Origin of the sequence: Bacillus sp. N447-1 (assembly GCF_022701035.1) — a bacterium.
GTDB lineage: Bacteria > Bacillota > Bacilli > Bacillales > Bacillaceae_G > Bacillus_A > Bacillus_A cereus.
In genome coordinates, this window is record NZ_CP065509.1 from 1,397,821 (window position 1) to 1,416,401 (window position 18,581).

Below are 18,581 nucleotides of genomic sequence, written 5' to 3' on the forward strand. Positions count from 1 at the left end.
CTAAAAACCCCTAATAAAGGGGTTTTTAGATTTCTACAATATAATGATTTAGCATATGATGAAGAAATATGCTTATAAAAGATAGCCATACAGATACTCTCTGTACATGGCTATCTTTTATTTTTTCGGCACCAACAAAATCCCTAAACTAATAATACAAAAGCTCATTATTTGCTCTGCTGATAGACCAAACAGAACCGAATTTTGTTCACTAACAAGCGAAATAATAATATGAGCAAACCCCTCAATAATTAGAAAAACACTTATATTCTTTCCATTTCCGAGCCTTTCATTTTTCATCCATAACAAGCCCATTATACAAAGAGCAAGGATGATCTCATATACGAAAATAGGATGATATAAAAATTTAGATTCATATATATTCATTCCCCATGGTAGTGTCGTTTGTACACCTACTTCATGATGGAATAGAAAATAAAAGATAATGCACACACACAATCCAAAAGGGAGTACATCAAGTAAAATACGAAGCAAAAATTGTTCCTTTTTACTTTTCCAAAAAATGTATACACTCGCAATTACGCATCCTACTACAATATGTTGCATACTTCCAATAGCTAATATTGCTTGCACCGGCGCCCCAAAAGCCCATACAGGATTTAAAATTGCTGGTGCAAACTTCCATACAAATACGATGATAAGAAAAGCATTTGTTACGGCATCCATCATTTTTTCATATGATACATTTTGATACTTCATCTTTCGTTTCATCAACATAAAACCAAATAGACTTCCAATTATAAGAGATATGGGTTGTAACCTCACAATCCACTCCATCGTCACCAAATCTCCTTTTAATTCTCAATCAATTTCTTAAATTTCTTTTCTAATTGATCTGGTGGTAATACACCTCGTACATGATCTACTATAATTCCATCTTTATTAACAAAAAATGTCGTCGGTAAAGAGAATACTTTATAATCTAGTCCAGCTACTCCGTCCATATCTAGTAGAACAGGAAACTCAAAACCATAACGATTAGCAAATGCGCTTGCTTCTTGTACTGGGTCACTAACAGTTGCATTCACCGCAAAAATTTCAACATCCTTTTTATATTTATCATACATATGAACTAAGTCAGGTGCCTCCATTTCACACGGCCCACACCATGATGCCCAAAAATTAATAATATACGGTTTTCCCTTTGCATCATTTAACGACTGTAACTTTCCGTCTAATCCTTTTAATGTGATGCTAGGTGCTTTAAAACCGACTTGTGGTAATACTTCTTTCTCCTGTAACTCTGCTTGCTTTGCTTTTCTTTCCTTTTCTTCTTTCTTTGAATTATAAAAGTTAACCCCCGCCCAAGCGAGAGCACCTACTAGTATAATAGCAATTAGTTTCTTCACTTTTCTTCCTCCTCATTTTTAAAAACCTGTAAATCCACCGAATAGACGAATAAAGAATGCTGTAATTTTCGTCATTTGATTTGTATACAATAAAATACCTGTTACAATCATCATTCCACCGCCAATTTTCATCATGACATTGGCATATGTAACAATCCATTTTACCTTCCCAATAAAGAATGCCATCACGAAAAATGGAACCGCAAACCCAAGAGTATACGCTGTAATATAAAGAAGCGCCCCTTCAGGATTCGTCGCGCCAAGCATGAGTACAGCTGAAAATATCGGTCCAACACATGGCGTCCAACCTGCTGCATATGTCATACCGACTAAAATCGAGCGAATATATCCAGTCGATTTACTTCTATACTGCACCTTTTTCTCTGCCATAAGCCACTTAGGCTGAAACAAGCCCGTCATAAATAGCCCCATTAAAACAATAAAAATCCCACCAATTTGTTGAATCAATTTTTGGTTAGATGAAAATGTTATTCCAATCCAGCTTACCGATAAACCTAACGCGTAAAATATAACCGAAAATCCGATCATAAAAAATACTGTATGTATAATCGCTGATTTTTGCATAATTCCACGATTTTCTTTTAAATCTTGGATAGACACACCGGTAATATAAGATAAATAAGATGGATATAGCGGTAAAGAGCACGGTGATATAAATGACAATACTCCCGCCCCAGCCACAAGCCAAATTGTTAAATCTGCTGCATTCATTTTATTCCCCCTTAAACACTACAATGAGTAGTGTTTGTTCTTAAAAAAAGAGGCTATATGCACTCTCCGACAATAAGTACAACCGACATACAGAATAAACCTACTGTTACATATACCGAATTCGTATGTAACGGAATAGTAAGCTTAACAACCTTTTCATTTAACACTTGCTCGATTCGTAAATTTATTGCTGTTTTTGCAAATGAAGCTGTAACACATCGATTTTCCATTGTCTTTATTTTAATTAATTTTAATAACGCGCTACCTAACTCAAATGAAGATTCCATTTTTTGCATCGCATATTTATCAGCAGCTAGCTCCTGATACGTATGATATCGCTGTAACAACCCTTTTAATATCGGTATGTACATCATTCCTTCTGCTAATAGCGTAAAACAAAATAATTTTAGCGGATCCCAATTCTTTTGATGATATTCTTCATGGAAAATAATTGCATCTATTTCTTCATCTGAAAATGTTTGAAGCATCCCTTCTGACATGACAACTTTCGGACGAAATAGCCCAATTGTATATGCCGCAACTTCCGTAGTCGGCAATATATATATTTGTTTTCCTTTTCGGACGAAAGGGATAAGTACTTTTTGTAATTTTTTACTATAGAAAAATTGTCGCCAAATTCTTTTGCACACGATTAATACAGTAAGTAGTAATAATCCAGCGATTATAATACGAATCAGCGATAATTCTTTCATATGTTTTTCTAACTGGAACAAGCAAAAATTTGAAAGAAGGAACATCTTATTTTGAAACAGAAATGGATATGTAACGTAATACACTAACATACTGAAAAAGAGGATACTAACAATTACTGCTAACAATACGATTTTACGCATTTGCCATTTCATTTCATTAATCCTCTCTTTTTAACTGACTCAATTTGTCTTCTAACTTTTTTATTAAAGTCGGATCAGCCTGCTCTAACTCATCTAACATATGATTTACAACTAAATCTCCAAATTCCCCCATCAATTCCTGTGTCATTTTCTTCGTTTGATTGGATAAGAATTCTTCTTTTGTTTGTACAGCACGATATATACCACTTCTTTTCACAGTCTGTTTTTCTAAGTGTAATTTCTCTACTAACCTGTTCATAACTGTCATAACAGTGTTAAAATTCACAGGTGATTCTTCACTTAATTTCTGCTGCACTTCTTTAATAGTAATACCATCGCTAGACCAAACAATCTCCATAATTTTCGCTTCAAGCGGTCCAAAGAAATGATTTAACCCATGCTCATTTAACTTATAGTTTTGAGTAAACATTGTACAACTCCTTTCACACTACGAATTGTAGTATAAATTAAATGAAAGGTCAAACGTAAATGATATATATGAAAATTAACTACCCATAAATACATAGGCTATTCCATTCATTTTAAACCTAATTTTTCTCCAAATGTATCAAAAAGATACTGCTCTAATATTTGTACACTAAACTTCTCATTACGTCCAAGTGCAAATAATTCCCGATCTTTCGCTACGATAGTATCTAACGGAATAGCTACATTATCCACTATTTTTGTAATTTCAATTATATTACTTTTTACATTTACTTCTGTTTTAAATTCAACGTTTTCTAACACTATATGTGAACGTCTTCCTGATGCAAAAAAAGTAAAATTAGGATTTTTAACAACGCCAATTTCAGTCTCTAACGCATATAAATAGTGAAAAATTACATCTCTGTGTCCATCTTTTATTATTTTTTCATCCTTCTCATCGTCTAAGTATTCTTTCAGCTTCGTTGTAAATTCAAATCGAAAATCCACTTTTTTCACGCTCCTTCTTTGTATTTCATATTAAATAAATATATTGAAATAATTTTAACATATTGTAATACAACTTCCTATTAAAAGTAAAAACTGTTTTAAAAATCGCTATTATTTCCGATACCCTTTTAAAATATAAGTATAAATTCAATATGAATCAATGCGTCATTATATCTATTTAAACATATTTTTTCCATATTTTGAAACATTAGTATGAAATATTATATATCAATGTATGGTTTCTAATGCATTGGTATATATAGTCAGCAGTTTCTTTACTATTCCGATATACTTAAGCTACATTTTCTAATTATTGATTACATTACGGAAGGAATGTAACTCTCTTCTATCGAATTTTTATATAACAAAAATAATTAGGTGGTGCTTTACTATGAAATTAGCTGTCATTGGTGGCGGTGATTTACAAGATTCAAATCACTTGCCTATTAATGAACGCCTTATAGAATTAACAAATAAACAGTACCCAAAAATATTGTTTATTCCAACGGCTAGTCATGATGATGAAAGCTATATAAAATTATTTTTAGACACTTTTGAAAAACAATTACATTGTGAAGTACAAATTTTACGTACTACAACAGATTCACCTTCAAAGTATGAAATAGACGAGATGATTCATTCAGCCGATTTAATTTATTTAGGTGGCGGGAACTATATTCACATGCTTACGCAATGGAAAGAACATAGACTCGATGAAAAATTATTATTGGCTCTGCAGCAAGGAACACTTATTGCTGGTTATAGCGCTGGTGCTATGTGTTGGTTCACGTCTAGTATCCGATCAGATTATGAAGGTTCTGGTTATATAGAGAGTAACGGATGGGGTATTGTTAATAAAAGATTTTGTCCACATTATAATCAATTAAACAGAATGAACGCCTTCCATTCCTTTTTACAAAATCATCAAGGGAATATAGAAGGAATTGCACTGGCGGATAATTGCGCTTTATATATTACAGAGGAATCCTTTGAGATTATCGGTGAACCGGAAAAAGCGTGGGAGTTTTATATGAGTGATAAAACACTCATTAGACAACATTTTGATATAACTTTAAAAAGCTATTTATAAACCTGAACTTACGAAAAAATGTCCCTAAGTCTAATAACTTAGGGACATTTTTCTATTTAACTAACTAATCGTGTAATTCGTTTCTTTTGCCATGAAAGCTTATAATATGCATACTGTAATATTAAGCTGACAATAAATGCTGCTGGATACCCGATCCAAATGCCTTCTATTCCAAGACTTGTATGGTAAGAAAGATAATATGCTACGGGTACTTCTACAAGCCAAATTGAAACAACTCCAATAACAGTTGGCCAAAGTACTGTACCGCTCGCTCGCATTGTCGCACTAATAATTTGTGCATGACCGAAAATTAAATAACTCCATAATGTAATCATAACTAAGCTATGAGCAATTTCAATTGTAGTTTGACTCGTTAAAAATAGTGATAAAATGTCTCTTGAGAATACGTAAATAAGAGATATTAACACACCACCGATGACGTAGTTCATAATAATTCCGGCCTTCACAACTTTCTGTAATCGATCAAATTGATTCGCACCAATCGATTGTGCCGCAAAAATGGAAACTGTAATACCAAGGCTAACTGCTGGCATTTGTACATAACTTGCAACTTGATTCACAACGCCGTAAGCAGCTGTTGCATCCGAACCGTAACGATTTACAAATGCGATTACGGCAATTTCAGATAATGAAACTAATATCATATTAATACTCGCTGGAATACCGAGCCTTAGTAATAGCTTTAATAACTCCCCATCCATTCGAAGGTATTTTCTAACCGTTCCATCTAGTTGTAATGGGTGATTTTTCTTCTTTAAATACACAAGCATGACAATAAACGTAATAACTGTAGATATAACAGATGCATAGGCCGCTCCATACACATCTAATTTCGGAGCTCCTAACCATCCAAAAATAAGAATCGGTAATAAGATCATATTTAGCGCTGTACTTACAATTAAAAAGTAAAATGGCGTTTTAGAATCTCCTGTACCTCTCATAAATGTTGTATATGCGAAATATAAAAATAATACTGGCATCGATATAAATAAAATCCGTGCATAATGTACACTTATTTCAATAATATTTTCTGGCGTTCCCATTAGACGCATAATATCCATCGCAAAAATACTGCCTATTATCGCCAACACAACTCCAATAATAAAGGTAAACGTCAACGTCGTACCAACGATAGCTTTTAAACGATCTTCGTTTTTAGCACCAAACGCCTGACCAATTAAAATAGAGCTTCCTGAACCGATACCAATTACAAATGAAACGAGCAAGAAAAATAATGGGAAGAATGCTGATATAGCCGCTAAATCATTAACTCCAAGCCATCTTCCTACTACTACCATACCAAATAATTGTCCAACTGATTGTAGTACATTACTTAATAATAACGGTACTAAAAACATCGACATCGATTTCCAAATCGGTTTACTCTCACTTTCCAACTTATGTGACTCCGCACCTTCTTTATTGTTATCTGCAGGTGGTTTCAAATTTCATTTCTCCTTTTATTAAACATCTATTTTCAATCTCTATCTCTTTGTATAGTTGTTATAATACTGTGCTTCTATTCATTTTCTTTTCGTATGATTATAACTTCACCCAATATTGACTTCCATCGGCTGTTCGATCTAAAAATCCATATTCGATTAAATATCTTCTTAAAGTTACAAAATCAGGGTATACATTTTCTATCACTGTATTTACTTCTTTTTCAGTATACTTTTTATTACTATCAAACTTCTTCACTAAATGGCGCAATATAATTAATTTACGCTTTTGTTTCTTCGGAAATTTAGAGAGAGGTCCATCTAATCCTTCTGTAAAATGAGCTTTTAATACTTCATCATTTTCTTCTTCCGTAATATTGTATCGATCATCCACCATCGTTGCTGTTCTATGAATTGGCACAAATTTCGTTTGTACTTTTGATTTTTCTTCTGATAATTCCATTAGCGCTAAAAATACTTTTGCTTGCTTCATTTTCTCTCGCAGTGTAAATCGATGATTACGAATTGTTGATGTACTTCCGCCATCCATCTCTTTTACAATTTCTTTATCATTCAGTCCCATATGGAAAAACTGAACCATTTTCTTTTGTAAATCCGTTAAACCAGTAAATTTCTTATCCATATTTAACAAATAATCAAACATAGACGTATGCTCATTTTGAATATGCAATTGGACGAATTTCTCTGCTTCATACAAAATTTGGTTATCTTGATAAATAACACCTTTAATAAATGTTTCACCACAAGCTAAGCAAATGTACTCCTCTTTTTCTTCATCAAACACATACCCTTTCTTTAATTCCTCTATTGACGCATCCCAAAACTTCTCTGAAATATCGCTCATACTAAACACTCCTTCAAAATGTTTATTTAAAACCAAACAAATCAATATATCGTTTATTATCACTTCATCATCTTATCACAACGCAAACAAACATTTCAACGTTTCGTTTGCCCATTTTATAAACTTTTATAAAAACATCTAACAAAAGGGTTTAATACAACGAAAAGCGAATATGTTTATACAAATTCATTTTATAGGATGTGAAATAGAACATAAATATTCTTTAAGACCCTTAGTTTACCGTTAAACAAATTGCACAGAATACATATGCGATTAGTGAATATGGAACTGGTATTCACTCATTCCAAAACTTCAGTATTCAATTTTAACTACAAAAAGATGTTTTCGTATAAGAAAACATCCTTTACTTTATATATTCTATTTACAGTCTCTACTAAAACCTTACTTGCTTGTACAAATGTATGCTTTCGATTTCTATCTTCAACAAATTTATTAGCACAACTACTCATAATGATCATACAACTAATTATGACTAACGCTATCTTTCTATTCTTATAAGTCACTTTATGCCACTCCACTATTACAAAACTTCTTTTGAATTTATCCCATCAAGAAATTTTACATGAATAATAAAACGCGCGAATATGCAATTCTGCATATTCACACGTTTTATCACAATGTTATGATTTAATTTAGTTAAAGAACAAGTATACCGAGGTGACTAACTTGAAATTTAAAGCGAAAAAAAATCCATTCCACGTCATTTTCATTACATTATTTATAATTATTTTTTCGTTTCGTTATTCTTCCAAAATGAAAATTCTATTTTTTCACTCTCATGATGCTATTAAATATCGTGAATCTTTCTTCATTCTATTTCTCTCACTACAACATAACAGAATCATCTCTTGTTGTAAAACACGGTTTCATTTTTCATACTGAAATTCCATTTGAAGATATTCGTCACGTTAAATACTCTGGTAAAAAACTTCATTCAAAAAAATGGACTAGACAACAATTAGAAATCCATTACAATTTATTTGACTCAGTGACCACTTTCGTACCACTAGAAGAAGAAAAATTCATTTCACTCTTAAAAGAGAACTGCCCACAGATGAAAGTAATGAATACGCCTGCTAACAAATAATATATTTTGAAGCTTGTAGTATTGCAAGTAGATGAAACATAAAAATGAACATCAAAAAAGCCAAGATTCTATACTAAGAACCTTGGCTTTCTCTATTACTCTATTGGAGCAATCATTTTCTTTGGATCTACAATTTCATCAAATTGCTCTTCTGTTAGTAGCCCAGATTGCAATGCTGCTTCTTTTAAAGTTAACCCTTCTTTATGAGCATGCTTCGCAATTTTCGCTGCATTTTCATATCCTATATGTGGGTTTAGCGCTGTTACAAGCATTAGTGAACGATTCACATTTTCATTAATTACTTCTTCATCTGCTTCAATACCAACTGCACAATTGTCATTAAACGAAATAATTGCATCCGCTAATAAGTGAGCTGATTGTAAGAAGTTATAAGCAATAACAGGTTTAAATACATTTAACTCAAAGTTACCTTGGCTCGCAGCAAATCCGATTGTTGCATCATTCCCCATCACTTGCGCTACAACCATCGTTAATGCTTCACTTTGCGTTGGATTTACTTTCCCTGGCATAATAGAGCTTCCCGGTTCATTTGCTGGAATAATAATTTCTCCAAGACCACTACGTGGACCACTTGCAAGCCAACGTACATCGTTAGCGATTTTCATTAAATCCGCAGCTAATGCTTTTAATGCACCGTGAGTATATACAACTTCATCATGGCTCGTTAATGCATGGAACTTATTTGGTGCAGAAACAAATTGTTTACCTGTAAATTGACTAATTTCCTCTGATACCATCTCACCAAATTTAGGATGAGCATTGATACCTGTTCCAACCGCAGTTCCACCAATTGCTAACTCTTTCATATATGTATTGCTCTCTGCAATCATACGCTCTGTTTTTTCAAGCATACGGTGCCATCCGCTAATTTCTTGCCCTAAAGTTAACGGCGTTGCATCTTGTAAATGTGTACGACCAATTTTTATAATATGTTCAAATGCAGTTACTTTTTCTGCTAAAGTTTCTTTTAATTTCGTAATTGCTGGTAATACGTGATTTTCTACTGCGATTACACAAGCTACATGAAGCGCCGTTGGAAATGTATCATTTGAACTTTGTGACATGTTCACATCATCATTCGGATGAATATGTACGTCAGATCCCTTCTCTTTCAAAATTTGATTCCCACGATTTGCAATTACTTCATTCACATTCATGTTTGACTGTGTACCACTACCTGTTTGCCATACGACAAGCGGAAAATGTTCATTCCATTTCCCTGCAATCACTTCATCCGCAGCTTCTACAATTGCTTCTGCTTTTTCTTCTGATAGCTTTCCTAATTTTTGATTGCTAAGCGCTGCACTCTTCTTTAAAATTGCAAATGCTTTTACAATTTCAAGTGGCATTTGCTCTGTTCCAATTGGAAAGTTTTCTTTACTACGTTGTGTTTGTGCTGCCCATAATTTATCAGCTGGAACTTTTATTTCTCCTAATGTATCTCTTTCAATTCTGTACTCCATGTTTTCATCCCCTTGAAAATATAATACCTACATCTCTTATAATAACAGACTTTCTCTTAAATGATAAGAATTCTCACTCTTATATATAGATATTCTATATTTATTTTAAAAAATTCCTCTTGACCTAAACTTAAGTTTAGGCTGTATCCTTTCCATTGTAACCTACTATAACACTACTGGAGGAATTCAATATGAAAAAATATGCTTTTATAACAGGTGCAAATAAAGGAATTGGATATGAACTTGTTCGTCAATTAGCAGAAAAAGATTATCACGTATTTTTAGGTGCTCGTAATGAACAACTTGGACAACAAGCCGTAGAATCTTTAAATGTTTCAAACGTTTCCTATATTCAAGTAGATATTTCAAATTCACAATCCATTCAAGAAGCAATAAAGAAAATTTACGAAATGACTGACCACTTACATTTATTAATTAATAACGCAGGCATAGCGCTAGACTTCAATACACTACCTAGTGAATTAAATATTGAAACTTTACGCCAAGGATTTGAAGTTAATTTTTTTGGAACTTTCCAAATGATGCAAGCCTTTTTACCATTATTAAAGAATTCAAGCAACAGTAAAATCATAAATGTAACAACTGACATGGCCTCACTAACAATGTTTGCTAATGGTGAAACACATCCAATTAATACACTAGGATATAATTCTTCCAAAACAGCTATTAATGCTTTAACATTAGCTTTTAGTAAAGAATTTGCCACTAACGGTCCAGAAGTATTTGGGGTAACTCCTGGTTTTACAACTACGGATCTTAATGGAAATTCCCCTGGTGGCCATACAACCACTGAAAGTGCTAAAATTATTATTAAATATGCATTAAGTGAAACAAACTATAATGGTAAAATACTTAACAAAGATGGCATTATACCTTGGTAATAAAAGGATGAATGATATGTATTATACAATTGGGCAAGTCGCCAAAATGCAACATTTAACTATTTCTCAAATACGTTATTACGATAAACAAGGACTGTTTCCTTTTCTGCAAAGAAACGAAAAAGGAGATCGAGTTTTTGATGAAGAAGCACTGAAATATTTAGAAATGATTTTGTGTTTAAAAAACACCAGTATGCCAATTCAAAAAATAAAACAATTTATCGACTGGTCTATGGAAGGAGAATCTACCATCCTTCAAAGGTTAGCATTAATGAAACAACAGGAGACCAATGTCTTACAGCTCATGCAAGACACTGAAAAAAACTTAAAAAAGATACAACAAAAAATTGCTAAATATGAGAATGAAATAACTTCAGCAAATGCTATTAAAAAATAAAAAAATCACCTTCTACATATTGTAGAAGGTGATTTTTATTTTATGATGCTTGCTTTCCTTTATCTGCATCATCTACATACCAGATGAATTTGCCTGTATATCCGTAAATAACTGCTAAAATTAACGATACGAAGCTTAACCACATAAACGGAACGTATGAGAACGTTGCTACACCTAAAATACCCGCCATAAAAATACCATTATCAGACCATGGAACCATACCTGAAGTTAACGTTCCACCTACTTCTGAGTTACGCGCTAATACACGACGGTCTATTTTTAATTTATCATAGCTATCTTCCATAATTTTTGGTGTTAAAATTAGTGATACATACATCGCACAACCAAATATATTAGCTAAGAATGCCACGATTAATGTAGACAATGTTACATTACCTGCAGAATTTAATTTCTTCTCAAATTTTGATACGATTACTTTTAAAACACCTAGTTTTTCAAGTAATCCACCAAATCCTAAACCGAAAATAATAACGGCTACTGAGCCAAGCATGCCGTTAATTCCACCACGGTTTAATAACTTGTCAACAAACTCAACACCAGATTGAATTGAGAATCCGTTATAAGCTGTTCCAATCGCCTCTCCAAAGTTCATCCCTTGGAAAAGAGTTGCCCAAATTGCACCAATTAAAGCTCCCATTGCAATTGTTGGCATAGACGGTTTCTTCATCGCTAATAGAACGATAACAATGACCGCCGGAACAAGCATCCATATTTTAATATCAAATTGCTTTAATAAAGCTTCTTTTAAAAATTCTACTCGATTCAAATCTACATTATCGCCGCCATACATCCAACCAGCTACAGTAAACATAATACTAGTAATAATATAAGCCGGAACATCTAATACGAGCATAGCTCGAACGTGAGCAATAACATCTACTTTCGCCATAGAAGCTGCAAGAACTGTGCTATCAGAAAGTGGTGATAATTTGTCGCCGAAATAAGCTCCTGAAAGAACTGCACCAGCAACAAGCGGAAGTGGTAAACCAAGTCCTTCACCAATCGCCATCATAGCAATACCTGCTGTTCCCACTGTTCCCCAAGACGTTCCTGTTGCGATAGAAGTTATAGAACAAATAATTAATGTTGCTAATAGGAATATGCTAGGGTGAATAAATTCTAATCCATAATAGATTAATGTTGGTACTACCCCACCAGCAATCCACGTTCCAATTAAAGCACCTACTGCAACTAAAATCAGTATTGCTTCTAATCCGTTAGAAATCCCTTTCGTAATTGCATCTTGCAATTCTTGATAACGAAATCCTAATCTTAATCCAAGCGCAATTACTAAAAACCATGAAATAAATAGCGCTAATTGAATTGGGAGATCAAAAATCGTTTGGAAGGAAAAGACAACAGCAAGAAATAGTAATAAAAGAACTATGATTTCTAGCATCGATGGTAATCTTACACTTTTCATTTTTTTCTCTCCTTACAAGTCGATAACATGACGTATGTCGTCTTACATGTATGTAATATACAATTAGCGAAGACAAAACAAAATTTTCATATTATTTCGATTTATTTTTCCAGTATAATATATTCACAACCCTTTCTATTGTAAAAGTAGATTACGTTTTTCGCAATGAAAAATATAAAAAATGTTGTATTTTTATTTATCCCGATATTTTCGGCCAATAAGACCTCCGCCTTAAAATTCAGTAAGTGCAAAGCACTTAGGTAAGAAATTAACTACTGTAAAATTCCGAATCGATATGAACATATTAAAGCTTCACTTTATTTACAAGGAACAATCCCATACTAACTTTTTTAATATTTGCTGCAACAAAACTTTTTACAACTATCTTAACTTTTTAATTCACACCATTATTTTCTACGCAAAAAATAGGGCACACATCCTTAAAATGATGTATGCCCTATCTTTATTTATACATATTTTGTATTTCTTCTTTATTTTTAAGTATTTCCTCAAACTTATCACTACAACCCTTCGGAAATAACACTCCCAGTCCATATGAATGCGCAAATTGAAAATGAGGGCACTTCGCTTTTACCTCATCCCAAAACTTATACACGCCGAAATCACCACTTCTAACTTCAATATCATGAAATAATACAATACCGTTTTTCGCGACTTTCGGTAGCCATGTATTATAATCGTGAGAAACAGCTTCATACGTATGATAGCCATCAATATGCAAAAGATTTATCGTTTCATCTTGAAACCGGTCTACAGCATCATCAAAAGTAGATCGAATTAAATTTCCTATATTAAGGTAGTTATCGCTCACTACTTTTTCTACTATTTGAAAAACCCCTTCTCCATATGGACCTGTATGCCCATCTCCAGCCCAAGTATCTACTGCAAAGCATTTAGTCGATAACCCTCCATCTTTTACTCCTTGACAAAAACTGAAGAAAGAAGCACCTAGATGTGTACCTAACTCAACTAAAGTTTCCGGTTTTTCAAATCGTACTAAGTCATATGCAAAATCTAAATGTCCACTCCACGCAGATTGTGACCGAATAATAGGACTAAATGTTTCAAATTCAAATGATGGTTTATGAGTAACCCAGTTCATCGCATAACTCCTTCTGCACATATTTTTAACAAACCAAATTACTCTTATCTTTATTTTTTTATTGCCATGATTATGATTCTATTTCATGAAAATATGAAGAATTTATTCTTTTCTATTGAGGTAAAGCATCATATACATATGGGTCAGTTGGCTTATTAATTTTCTCGATTTTGTTTACTTTTACAAGTGGAAAGACTGTTCCTTTATATGTCGTTTCATCTAATAATCCTGTTATTTTCACCCATGTTTCTTCTGGAATTTTTTCAATATTTTTCCCGGTAACAATCATCCCCCAGACTGATGCATCCGCAATACAACAAGTTATACCATATCGAGCCACTACTGCTTTATTACCCGTCACATCTTTATCCTTATATATAAACCCTAAGAATGTAATTTCTTTCCCTTTAAACCAATTGACATTTTGACCAATTACATTCATTGTTTGAACATAATCCTTATCCTTTACTTGTAGTTTACGCTGTCCTAACATACTTTTTACTACTTGCTCTTCCGTTTTATAAGTCGTTGCTAAATTTGATGTTTCTTCTGGATCAACTGATACTTCTCGCCCATCAAACTTAACCTGTTTCCCCTCTTTTTCGTTCCTTTCTAGACTTCTCGACTGTACACTTTGATTCATACCCCTTTTTCCTGCTAAACTTCCATCAATTGTTACACTTCCAAAGAGAAAAGCACTAACTATCGGAACGACAAATAAAACATATACAAAGAAACTTTTTATCCCTGATTTTGATGTTGTATGATGTTTACAACAATTACAATCATGCTGTTTTTCTCTTCCATCTCTCCAAACTTGTACAATACCAAAAATTAAAATTACTACAAAAGCTATATACGTAAATTTGATCATTTTTGGAGCGATAAAATTATAAATATTCCCTGTTACAAGTAGTTTAAATAAGAGCATTGCTAAACCAATTAAAATAATGCCACGAATATAGCAATGATATGCCTTCTGCTCCTCTTTCCCCATTCTTTCTCACCTCCTATAACATTATGATTTGCAGGATGGTATACACAGATATAATGACAATTCCTATCAAAAAGAATACAAATCTCTTTTGAAAATATGCAAATAGCATTAACGTATTTTTCATATCAAGCATAGGCCCAAACACAAGAAATGCGAGAAGTGCCTTTACCGAGAAAACATGTCCAAAAGATGCCGCTATAAAAGCATCGGCTGCAGAGCAAATTGATAAAACATAACCAAATCCCATCATAATAAAGGGGGCAATTACTTCGTTATGTGCTACTGCATCCAGTACATTCCGATCAAAAAACGTTTGAAATACACTTGCTAAAAAAGCACCAATCAATAAATACTTACCAGTATCAAAAAACTCATCTACAATGTGATTCATAACATCTTTCCAACTCTTTTTATTGCTTGTTTGAACTGAAACCTCTACATCTTTTAAAACATTTCTTTCGCGATAGCAATAATACACAATTAGACCTATGAATAGAGCAACTAAAATTGTTATCCCAAAGCGTGCATATACAACGTAATCATTTTTTGGAAACGCATATACAGTAGATAAAAGAACAACTGGATTCATAATGGGTGCACTCAGTAAAATAACAATGCCTACATGAAGTGGTAACCCCTTTTGAATGAGCCTTCTTACAATTGGTATAATGACACATTCACACATTGGAAAAAGAACTCCCACAAATACTGCCGGAATCATTGCAACAATCGGAGATTTCGGCAGTACTTTTTGAATCATATCTTCCGTCACAAACACTTGAATACATGAAGAAACAATTACCCCTAATAAAATAAAGGGTATTGCTTCAAAAATGATACTTAAAAATACTGTATTCACATTCAACCATTCCTGTGGCATATTTTTGTGCAAATTTGCTAGACTTGTAAAATCTACAAAAAATAATAAAAAGAGAAACATAGCGATAAGAGCTATGCCTACTAATTCTTTTGAAACTCTATTAAAGACCAAGCTTCTCGCCTCCATTTTATTTATATGTAAACATGTGCTTGTCCAAATGCTCCATACTACAGCACAAATTTTATAGTCTATTTCTATTCTTAAATCGTAATCATTATGATTTATTCTTGCTTTTTCTTTTCCTATCGTTTAACATAAAACGTAATCATTACGATTTAAAGGAGAGATCATTTCATGAAAAAAGTACCTATCACTGTATTAAGTGGTTTTTTAGGATCTGGAAAAACTACCTTACTACATCACATTTTGACTAATAAGAATAACTTAAAAGTAGCTGTTATCGTTAATGATATGAGCGAAGTAAACATTGATGCATCTCTTATAAAAAAGGGTGGTTTTTCACGTACGGAGGAAAAACTAGTAGAAATTCAAAATGGCTGTATTTGTTGTACACTACGAGAAGATTTAATGATAGAAGTGAATCGTCTTGTGGAAAATGGTGATATTGACTATATTATTATTGAATCTTCTGGTATAAGTGAGCCTATTCCAGTTGCTCAAACGTTTACTTATACAGACGAAGTTCTTAACATTGATTTAACGAAAAATTGTCGCCTCGATACGATGGTTACAGTTGTAGATGCAAACAGATTTTGGGATGATTTTGCAGATGGAGAAAGTTTATTAGACCGAAAACAAGCAATCGATGAGAATGATACCCGGGAAGTTATTGATTTATTAATAGATCAAATTGAGTTTGCAAACGTAATTATTCTTAATAAGATAGATTTGCTAGAAAAAGAAGATGTGATAGAGCTTCATCATTTACTAAAAAAATTAAATCCTAATGCAAAAGTTCTTGAATCTTCGTTTAGCAAAGTACCATTACAAGAAATTTTAAACACAAATCTATTTAATTATGAAGAAGCCAGTCAATCGGCCGGCTGGATACAAGAATTAAATAGTGACTATCATACACCGGAAACGGAAGAATACGGTATCAATTCCTTTGTTTACCGCCGCAAATATCCTTTCCATCCCGAGCGCCTTATGAATTGGCTAGAAAAATGGCCTTTAGATGTTGTAAGAGCGAAAGGATTCTTCTGGCTGGCATCTCGTAATAATATGATAGGGCTTCTATCTCAAGCAGGTTCCTCTATTACAATTCAAGGAGCCGGTGAATGGATAGCCGCATTACCTGAAACTGAAAGAAATCAAATGATTGCAGAAGAACCAGAAGTATTAAAAAACTGGGACGAGCGATATGGAGATCGAATAACTGAGCTCGTATTTATCGGTATTGATATGAATCGTTCTGTGATTGAACAATCATTAGATGATTGTCTATTAACAGAAAAGGAAATGGGACAAAAGTGGAATACATTTATTGATCCTATTCCGGCTTTTACTTATACTTCATAATAATTAATAAAAGGCTTCAGTAGAATGAAGCCTTTTTACTTTATAGCACTCTTATTTAATAGGTTTGCTTTAATTATAAATACAATTGTACCTAAAACAATTAATATAACATATACGATACCAACTACATCCCCTATTTTTTCTAAGCCAAGCGGTAATATTATAGTAGCAACTCCAACTATATAAGAAAATGCTCCTGAAAGCTTCGCTAATTTATTTTTATCTCCAACAAACGTTTCTTCTTGATATCCTGCTAACAAAAACAACCTCTTTTTCACATGTATTTGATACCCTAAAAAAATGATAAGTAACCCAACAAATAAACAAACTAAAAATCCAGCTAACATATACTCCCCCTCCTCTACAATATTTTACTATACACAAAAAATAAAATTAGAAATTTCAGTTTATTAACGAGTTATTCTGTGATATATTGCATATTGTATTCAATTTATATTTTTAGAAAGGAGAATTTTAAATCATATGGATTCAAATCGATTAAAAGGAATTATAATGGTCATAATCGGTGCTTGTTTATGGGGCTTGTCTGGTACAGCTGCACAACAGCTTTTTCAATATGACAATGTTTCAACCGAATGGTTAGTTACGATCCGTTTACTTATATCTGGAATTATTTTGCTCATTATTTCCTCATTCGGAACGAGAAAAAAAGAGATATTTGGCATTTGGAAACAAAAATCTGATGCTATTAAAATGATTTTGTTTGGTCTATTCGGTATGCTTGCTGTACAGTATACGTATTTCGCTTCAATTAAAGAGGGAAATGCTGCCGTGGCAACATTATTACAATATTTAGCTCCTATATTCATCACTGTATACTTACTTTTCAAATGGAACGTTCGTCCATCAAAAATTGATTTCATTTCAATTACCCTTTCATTAGCAGGCACTTTTCTCTTACTAACAAACGGGTCTGTTCATAACTTGGCTGTTTCTACACCAGCTATTATTTGGGGTATTTTATCTGGATTATCTCTCGCTTTTTATAGTTTATATTCAAAGGAATTGTTAGAAAAATGGTCTTCCTCCGTTATCGTTGGATGGGGCATGATTATTGGGGGTATTGGTGTAACGATTGTACACTTTATTTCTACAAACGAATTCATTTTATTATCAACTATGAAATATGTAAAACTAAGTACCCTACCGCTCATCACATTTGTCGTCATTTTCGGGACACTTATTGCCTTTTATTTATACTTAGACAGCATACGATACCTGACTCCGAAAGAAACAACATTATTTGGTTGCACAGAACCACTCGCAGCTATTATTTCTTCTGTACTTATATTGCACGTGCCATTTCAATCTTTTCAGTTATTAGGCGCTTTTTGTGTCATTGTAATGGTGCTCATCTTAAGCCAAAAGCCAGATGAAGGGAAACAAAAATTAAAGCTTGTTCATGCAAAAAAGGAAAATATACAATGAAAGGA

The 18,581-nt window shown here is 33.0% G+C and carries 20 protein-coding genes and 1 pseudogene; 6 read left to right on the forward strand and 15 right to left on the reverse strand.

From position 1 onward, the window contains the following. Positions 1-117: 117 nt before the first annotated feature. From IQ781_RS06825 to IQ781_RS06850, 6 genes are all read right to left on the reverse strand, one after another. The gene (locus tag IQ781_RS06825) at positions 118-798 is read right to left on the reverse strand and encodes a prolipoprotein diacylglyceryl transferase family protein (protein ID WP_000454847.1); all 681 of its coding nucleotides are present in this window, start codon (positions 796-798) and stop codon (positions 118-120) included. Positions 799-815: 17 nt separating this feature from the next. Next, positions 816-1,370, reverse strand: coding sequence for a TlpA family protein disulfide reductase (locus tag IQ781_RS06830; RefSeq protein WP_000733176.1), 555 nt, complete (start codon positions 1,368-1,370; stop codon positions 816-818). Between the two features lie 18 nt (positions 1,371-1,388). After that, complete coding sequence (gene ccdA, locus IQ781_RS06835) at positions 1,389-2,102, reverse strand: cytochrome c-type biogenesis protein CcdA (RefSeq protein ID WP_000990443.1); 714 nt, start codon at positions 2,100-2,102, stop codon at positions 1,389-1,391. Positions 2,103-2,155: 53 nt separating this feature from the next. After that, entirely contained in the window at positions 2,156-2,968 is an 813-nt protein-coding gene (locus IQ781_RS06840) for a M56 family metallopeptidase (RefSeq protein WP_000871937.1), read from the reverse strand. Positions 2,969-2,972: 4 nt separating this feature from the next. Then, the gene (locus IQ781_RS06845) at positions 2,973-3,386 is read right to left on the reverse strand and encodes a BlaI/MecI/CopY family transcriptional regulator (protein ID WP_000495053.1); all 414 of its coding nucleotides are present in this window, start codon (positions 3,384-3,386) and stop codon (positions 2,973-2,975) included. Positions 3,387-3,493: 107 nt separating this feature from the next. Further along, positions 3,494-3,892: a DUF3942 family protein gene (locus IQ781_RS06850; RefSeq protein WP_000347525.1), complete on the reverse strand. Its 399-nt coding sequence runs from the start codon at positions 3,890-3,892 to the stop codon at positions 3,494-3,496. A 391-nt stretch (positions 3,893-4,283) separates the two neighbouring features. Here IQ781_RS06850 and IQ781_RS06855 point away from each other — a divergent pair, with 391 nt between their 5' ends. Then, positions 4,284-4,982, forward strand: a complete 699-nt coding sequence (locus IQ781_RS06855) for a peptidase E (RefSeq protein WP_139846998.1) — start codon at positions 4,284-4,286, stop codon at positions 4,980-4,982. 56 nt (positions 4,983-5,038) lie between these two features. Here the strand turns inward: IQ781_RS06855 and IQ781_RS06860 are convergent, their stop codons facing one another. From IQ781_RS06860 to IQ781_RS06870, 3 genes are all read right to left on the reverse strand, one after another. Continuing rightward, entirely contained in the window at positions 5,039-6,448 is a 1,410-nt protein-coding gene (locus IQ781_RS06860; RefSeq protein ID WP_000804124.1) for an MATE family efflux transporter, read from the reverse strand. 97 nt (positions 6,449-6,545) lie between these two features. Continuing rightward, positions 6,546-7,310 (reverse strand): DUF2087 domain-containing protein, encoded by a 765-nt coding sequence (locus IQ781_RS06865; protein WP_001280271.1) that lies wholly within the window; start codon positions 7,308-7,310, stop codon positions 6,546-6,548. Positions 7,311-7,639: 329 nt separating this feature from the next. Further along, entirely contained in the window at positions 7,640-7,834 is a 195-nt protein-coding gene (locus IQ781_RS06870) for a hypothetical protein (RefSeq protein WP_242808275.1), read from the reverse strand. Positions 7,835-7,997: 163 nt separating this feature from the next. Here IQ781_RS06870 and IQ781_RS06875 point away from each other — a divergent pair. Continuing rightward, positions 7,998-8,418 (forward strand): annotated as a pseudogene (locus tag IQ781_RS06875) (PH domain-containing protein). 95 nt (positions 8,419-8,513) lie between these two features. Here the strand turns inward: IQ781_RS06875 and fumC are convergent. After that, a complete protein-coding gene (fumC, locus tag IQ781_RS06880) occupies positions 8,514-9,902 on the reverse strand; it encodes a class II fumarate hydratase (RefSeq protein ID WP_139846999.1) in 1,389 nt (462 codons plus the stop codon). A gap of 191 nt (positions 9,903-10,093) precedes the next feature. Between fumC and IQ781_RS06885 the strand changes: the two genes are divergently transcribed. Then, positions 10,094-10,804 carry an SDR family NAD(P)-dependent oxidoreductase gene (locus IQ781_RS06885; protein ID WP_000759544.1) on the forward strand — a complete coding sequence of 237 codons (711 nt, stop codon included), beginning with the start codon at positions 10,094-10,096 and terminating at the stop codon, positions 10,802-10,804. Positions 10,805-10,820: 16 nt separating this feature from the next. Beyond that, positions 10,821-11,201 (forward strand): MerR family transcriptional regulator, encoded by a 381-nt coding sequence (locus IQ781_RS06890; RefSeq protein WP_000291863.1) that lies wholly within the window; start codon positions 10,821-10,823, stop codon positions 11,199-11,201. Positions 11,202-11,241: 40 nt separating this feature from the next. Here the strand turns inward: IQ781_RS06890 and nhaC are convergent, their stop codons facing one another. The 4 genes from nhaC to IQ781_RS06910 form a co-directional block, all read right to left on the reverse strand. Beyond that, positions 11,242-12,645, reverse strand: coding sequence for a Na+/H+ antiporter NhaC (gene nhaC, locus IQ781_RS06895; protein ID WP_000843992.1), 1,404 nt, complete (start codon positions 12,643-12,645; stop codon positions 11,242-11,244). Between the two features lie 463 nt (positions 12,646-13,108). After that, positions 13,109-13,768 (reverse strand): class I SAM-dependent methyltransferase, encoded by a 660-nt coding sequence (locus IQ781_RS06900; RefSeq protein ID WP_001104669.1) that lies wholly within the window; start codon positions 13,766-13,768, stop codon positions 13,109-13,111. 112 nt (positions 13,769-13,880) lie between these two features. Next, positions 13,881-14,765, reverse strand: coding sequence for a TIGR03943 family putative permease subunit (locus IQ781_RS06905; RefSeq protein WP_000513979.1), 885 nt, complete (start codon positions 14,763-14,765; stop codon positions 13,881-13,883). Positions 14,766-14,778: 13 nt separating this feature from the next. Beyond that, positions 14,779-15,771 (reverse strand): permease, encoded by a 993-nt coding sequence (locus IQ781_RS06910; protein WP_171287437.1) that lies wholly within the window; start codon positions 15,769-15,771, stop codon positions 14,779-14,781. Positions 15,772-15,939: 168 nt separating this feature from the next. Between IQ781_RS06910 and IQ781_RS06915 the strand changes: the two genes are divergently transcribed. Continuing rightward, a complete protein-coding gene (locus IQ781_RS06915) occupies positions 15,940-17,127 on the forward strand; it encodes a GTP-binding protein (protein ID WP_000757677.1) in 1,188 nt (395 codons plus the stop codon). 35 nt (positions 17,128-17,162) lie between these two features. Here IQ781_RS06915 and IQ781_RS06920 read toward each other — a convergent pair whose 3' ends face one another. Then, the gene (locus IQ781_RS06920; RefSeq protein WP_017673981.1) at positions 17,163-17,474 is read right to left on the reverse strand and encodes a DUF3784 domain-containing protein; all 312 of its coding nucleotides are present in this window, start codon (positions 17,472-17,474) and stop codon (positions 17,163-17,165) included. Between the two features lie 136 nt (positions 17,475-17,610). Here IQ781_RS06920 and IQ781_RS06925 point away from each other — a divergent pair, with 136 nt between their 5' ends. Further along, on the forward strand, positions 17,611-18,576 hold the full coding sequence (locus IQ781_RS06925; protein ID WP_033696015.1) for a DMT family transporter: 966 nt from the start codon (positions 17,611-17,613) through the stop codon (positions 18,574-18,576). The last annotated feature ends 5 nt before the right edge of the window (positions 18,577-18,581 follow it).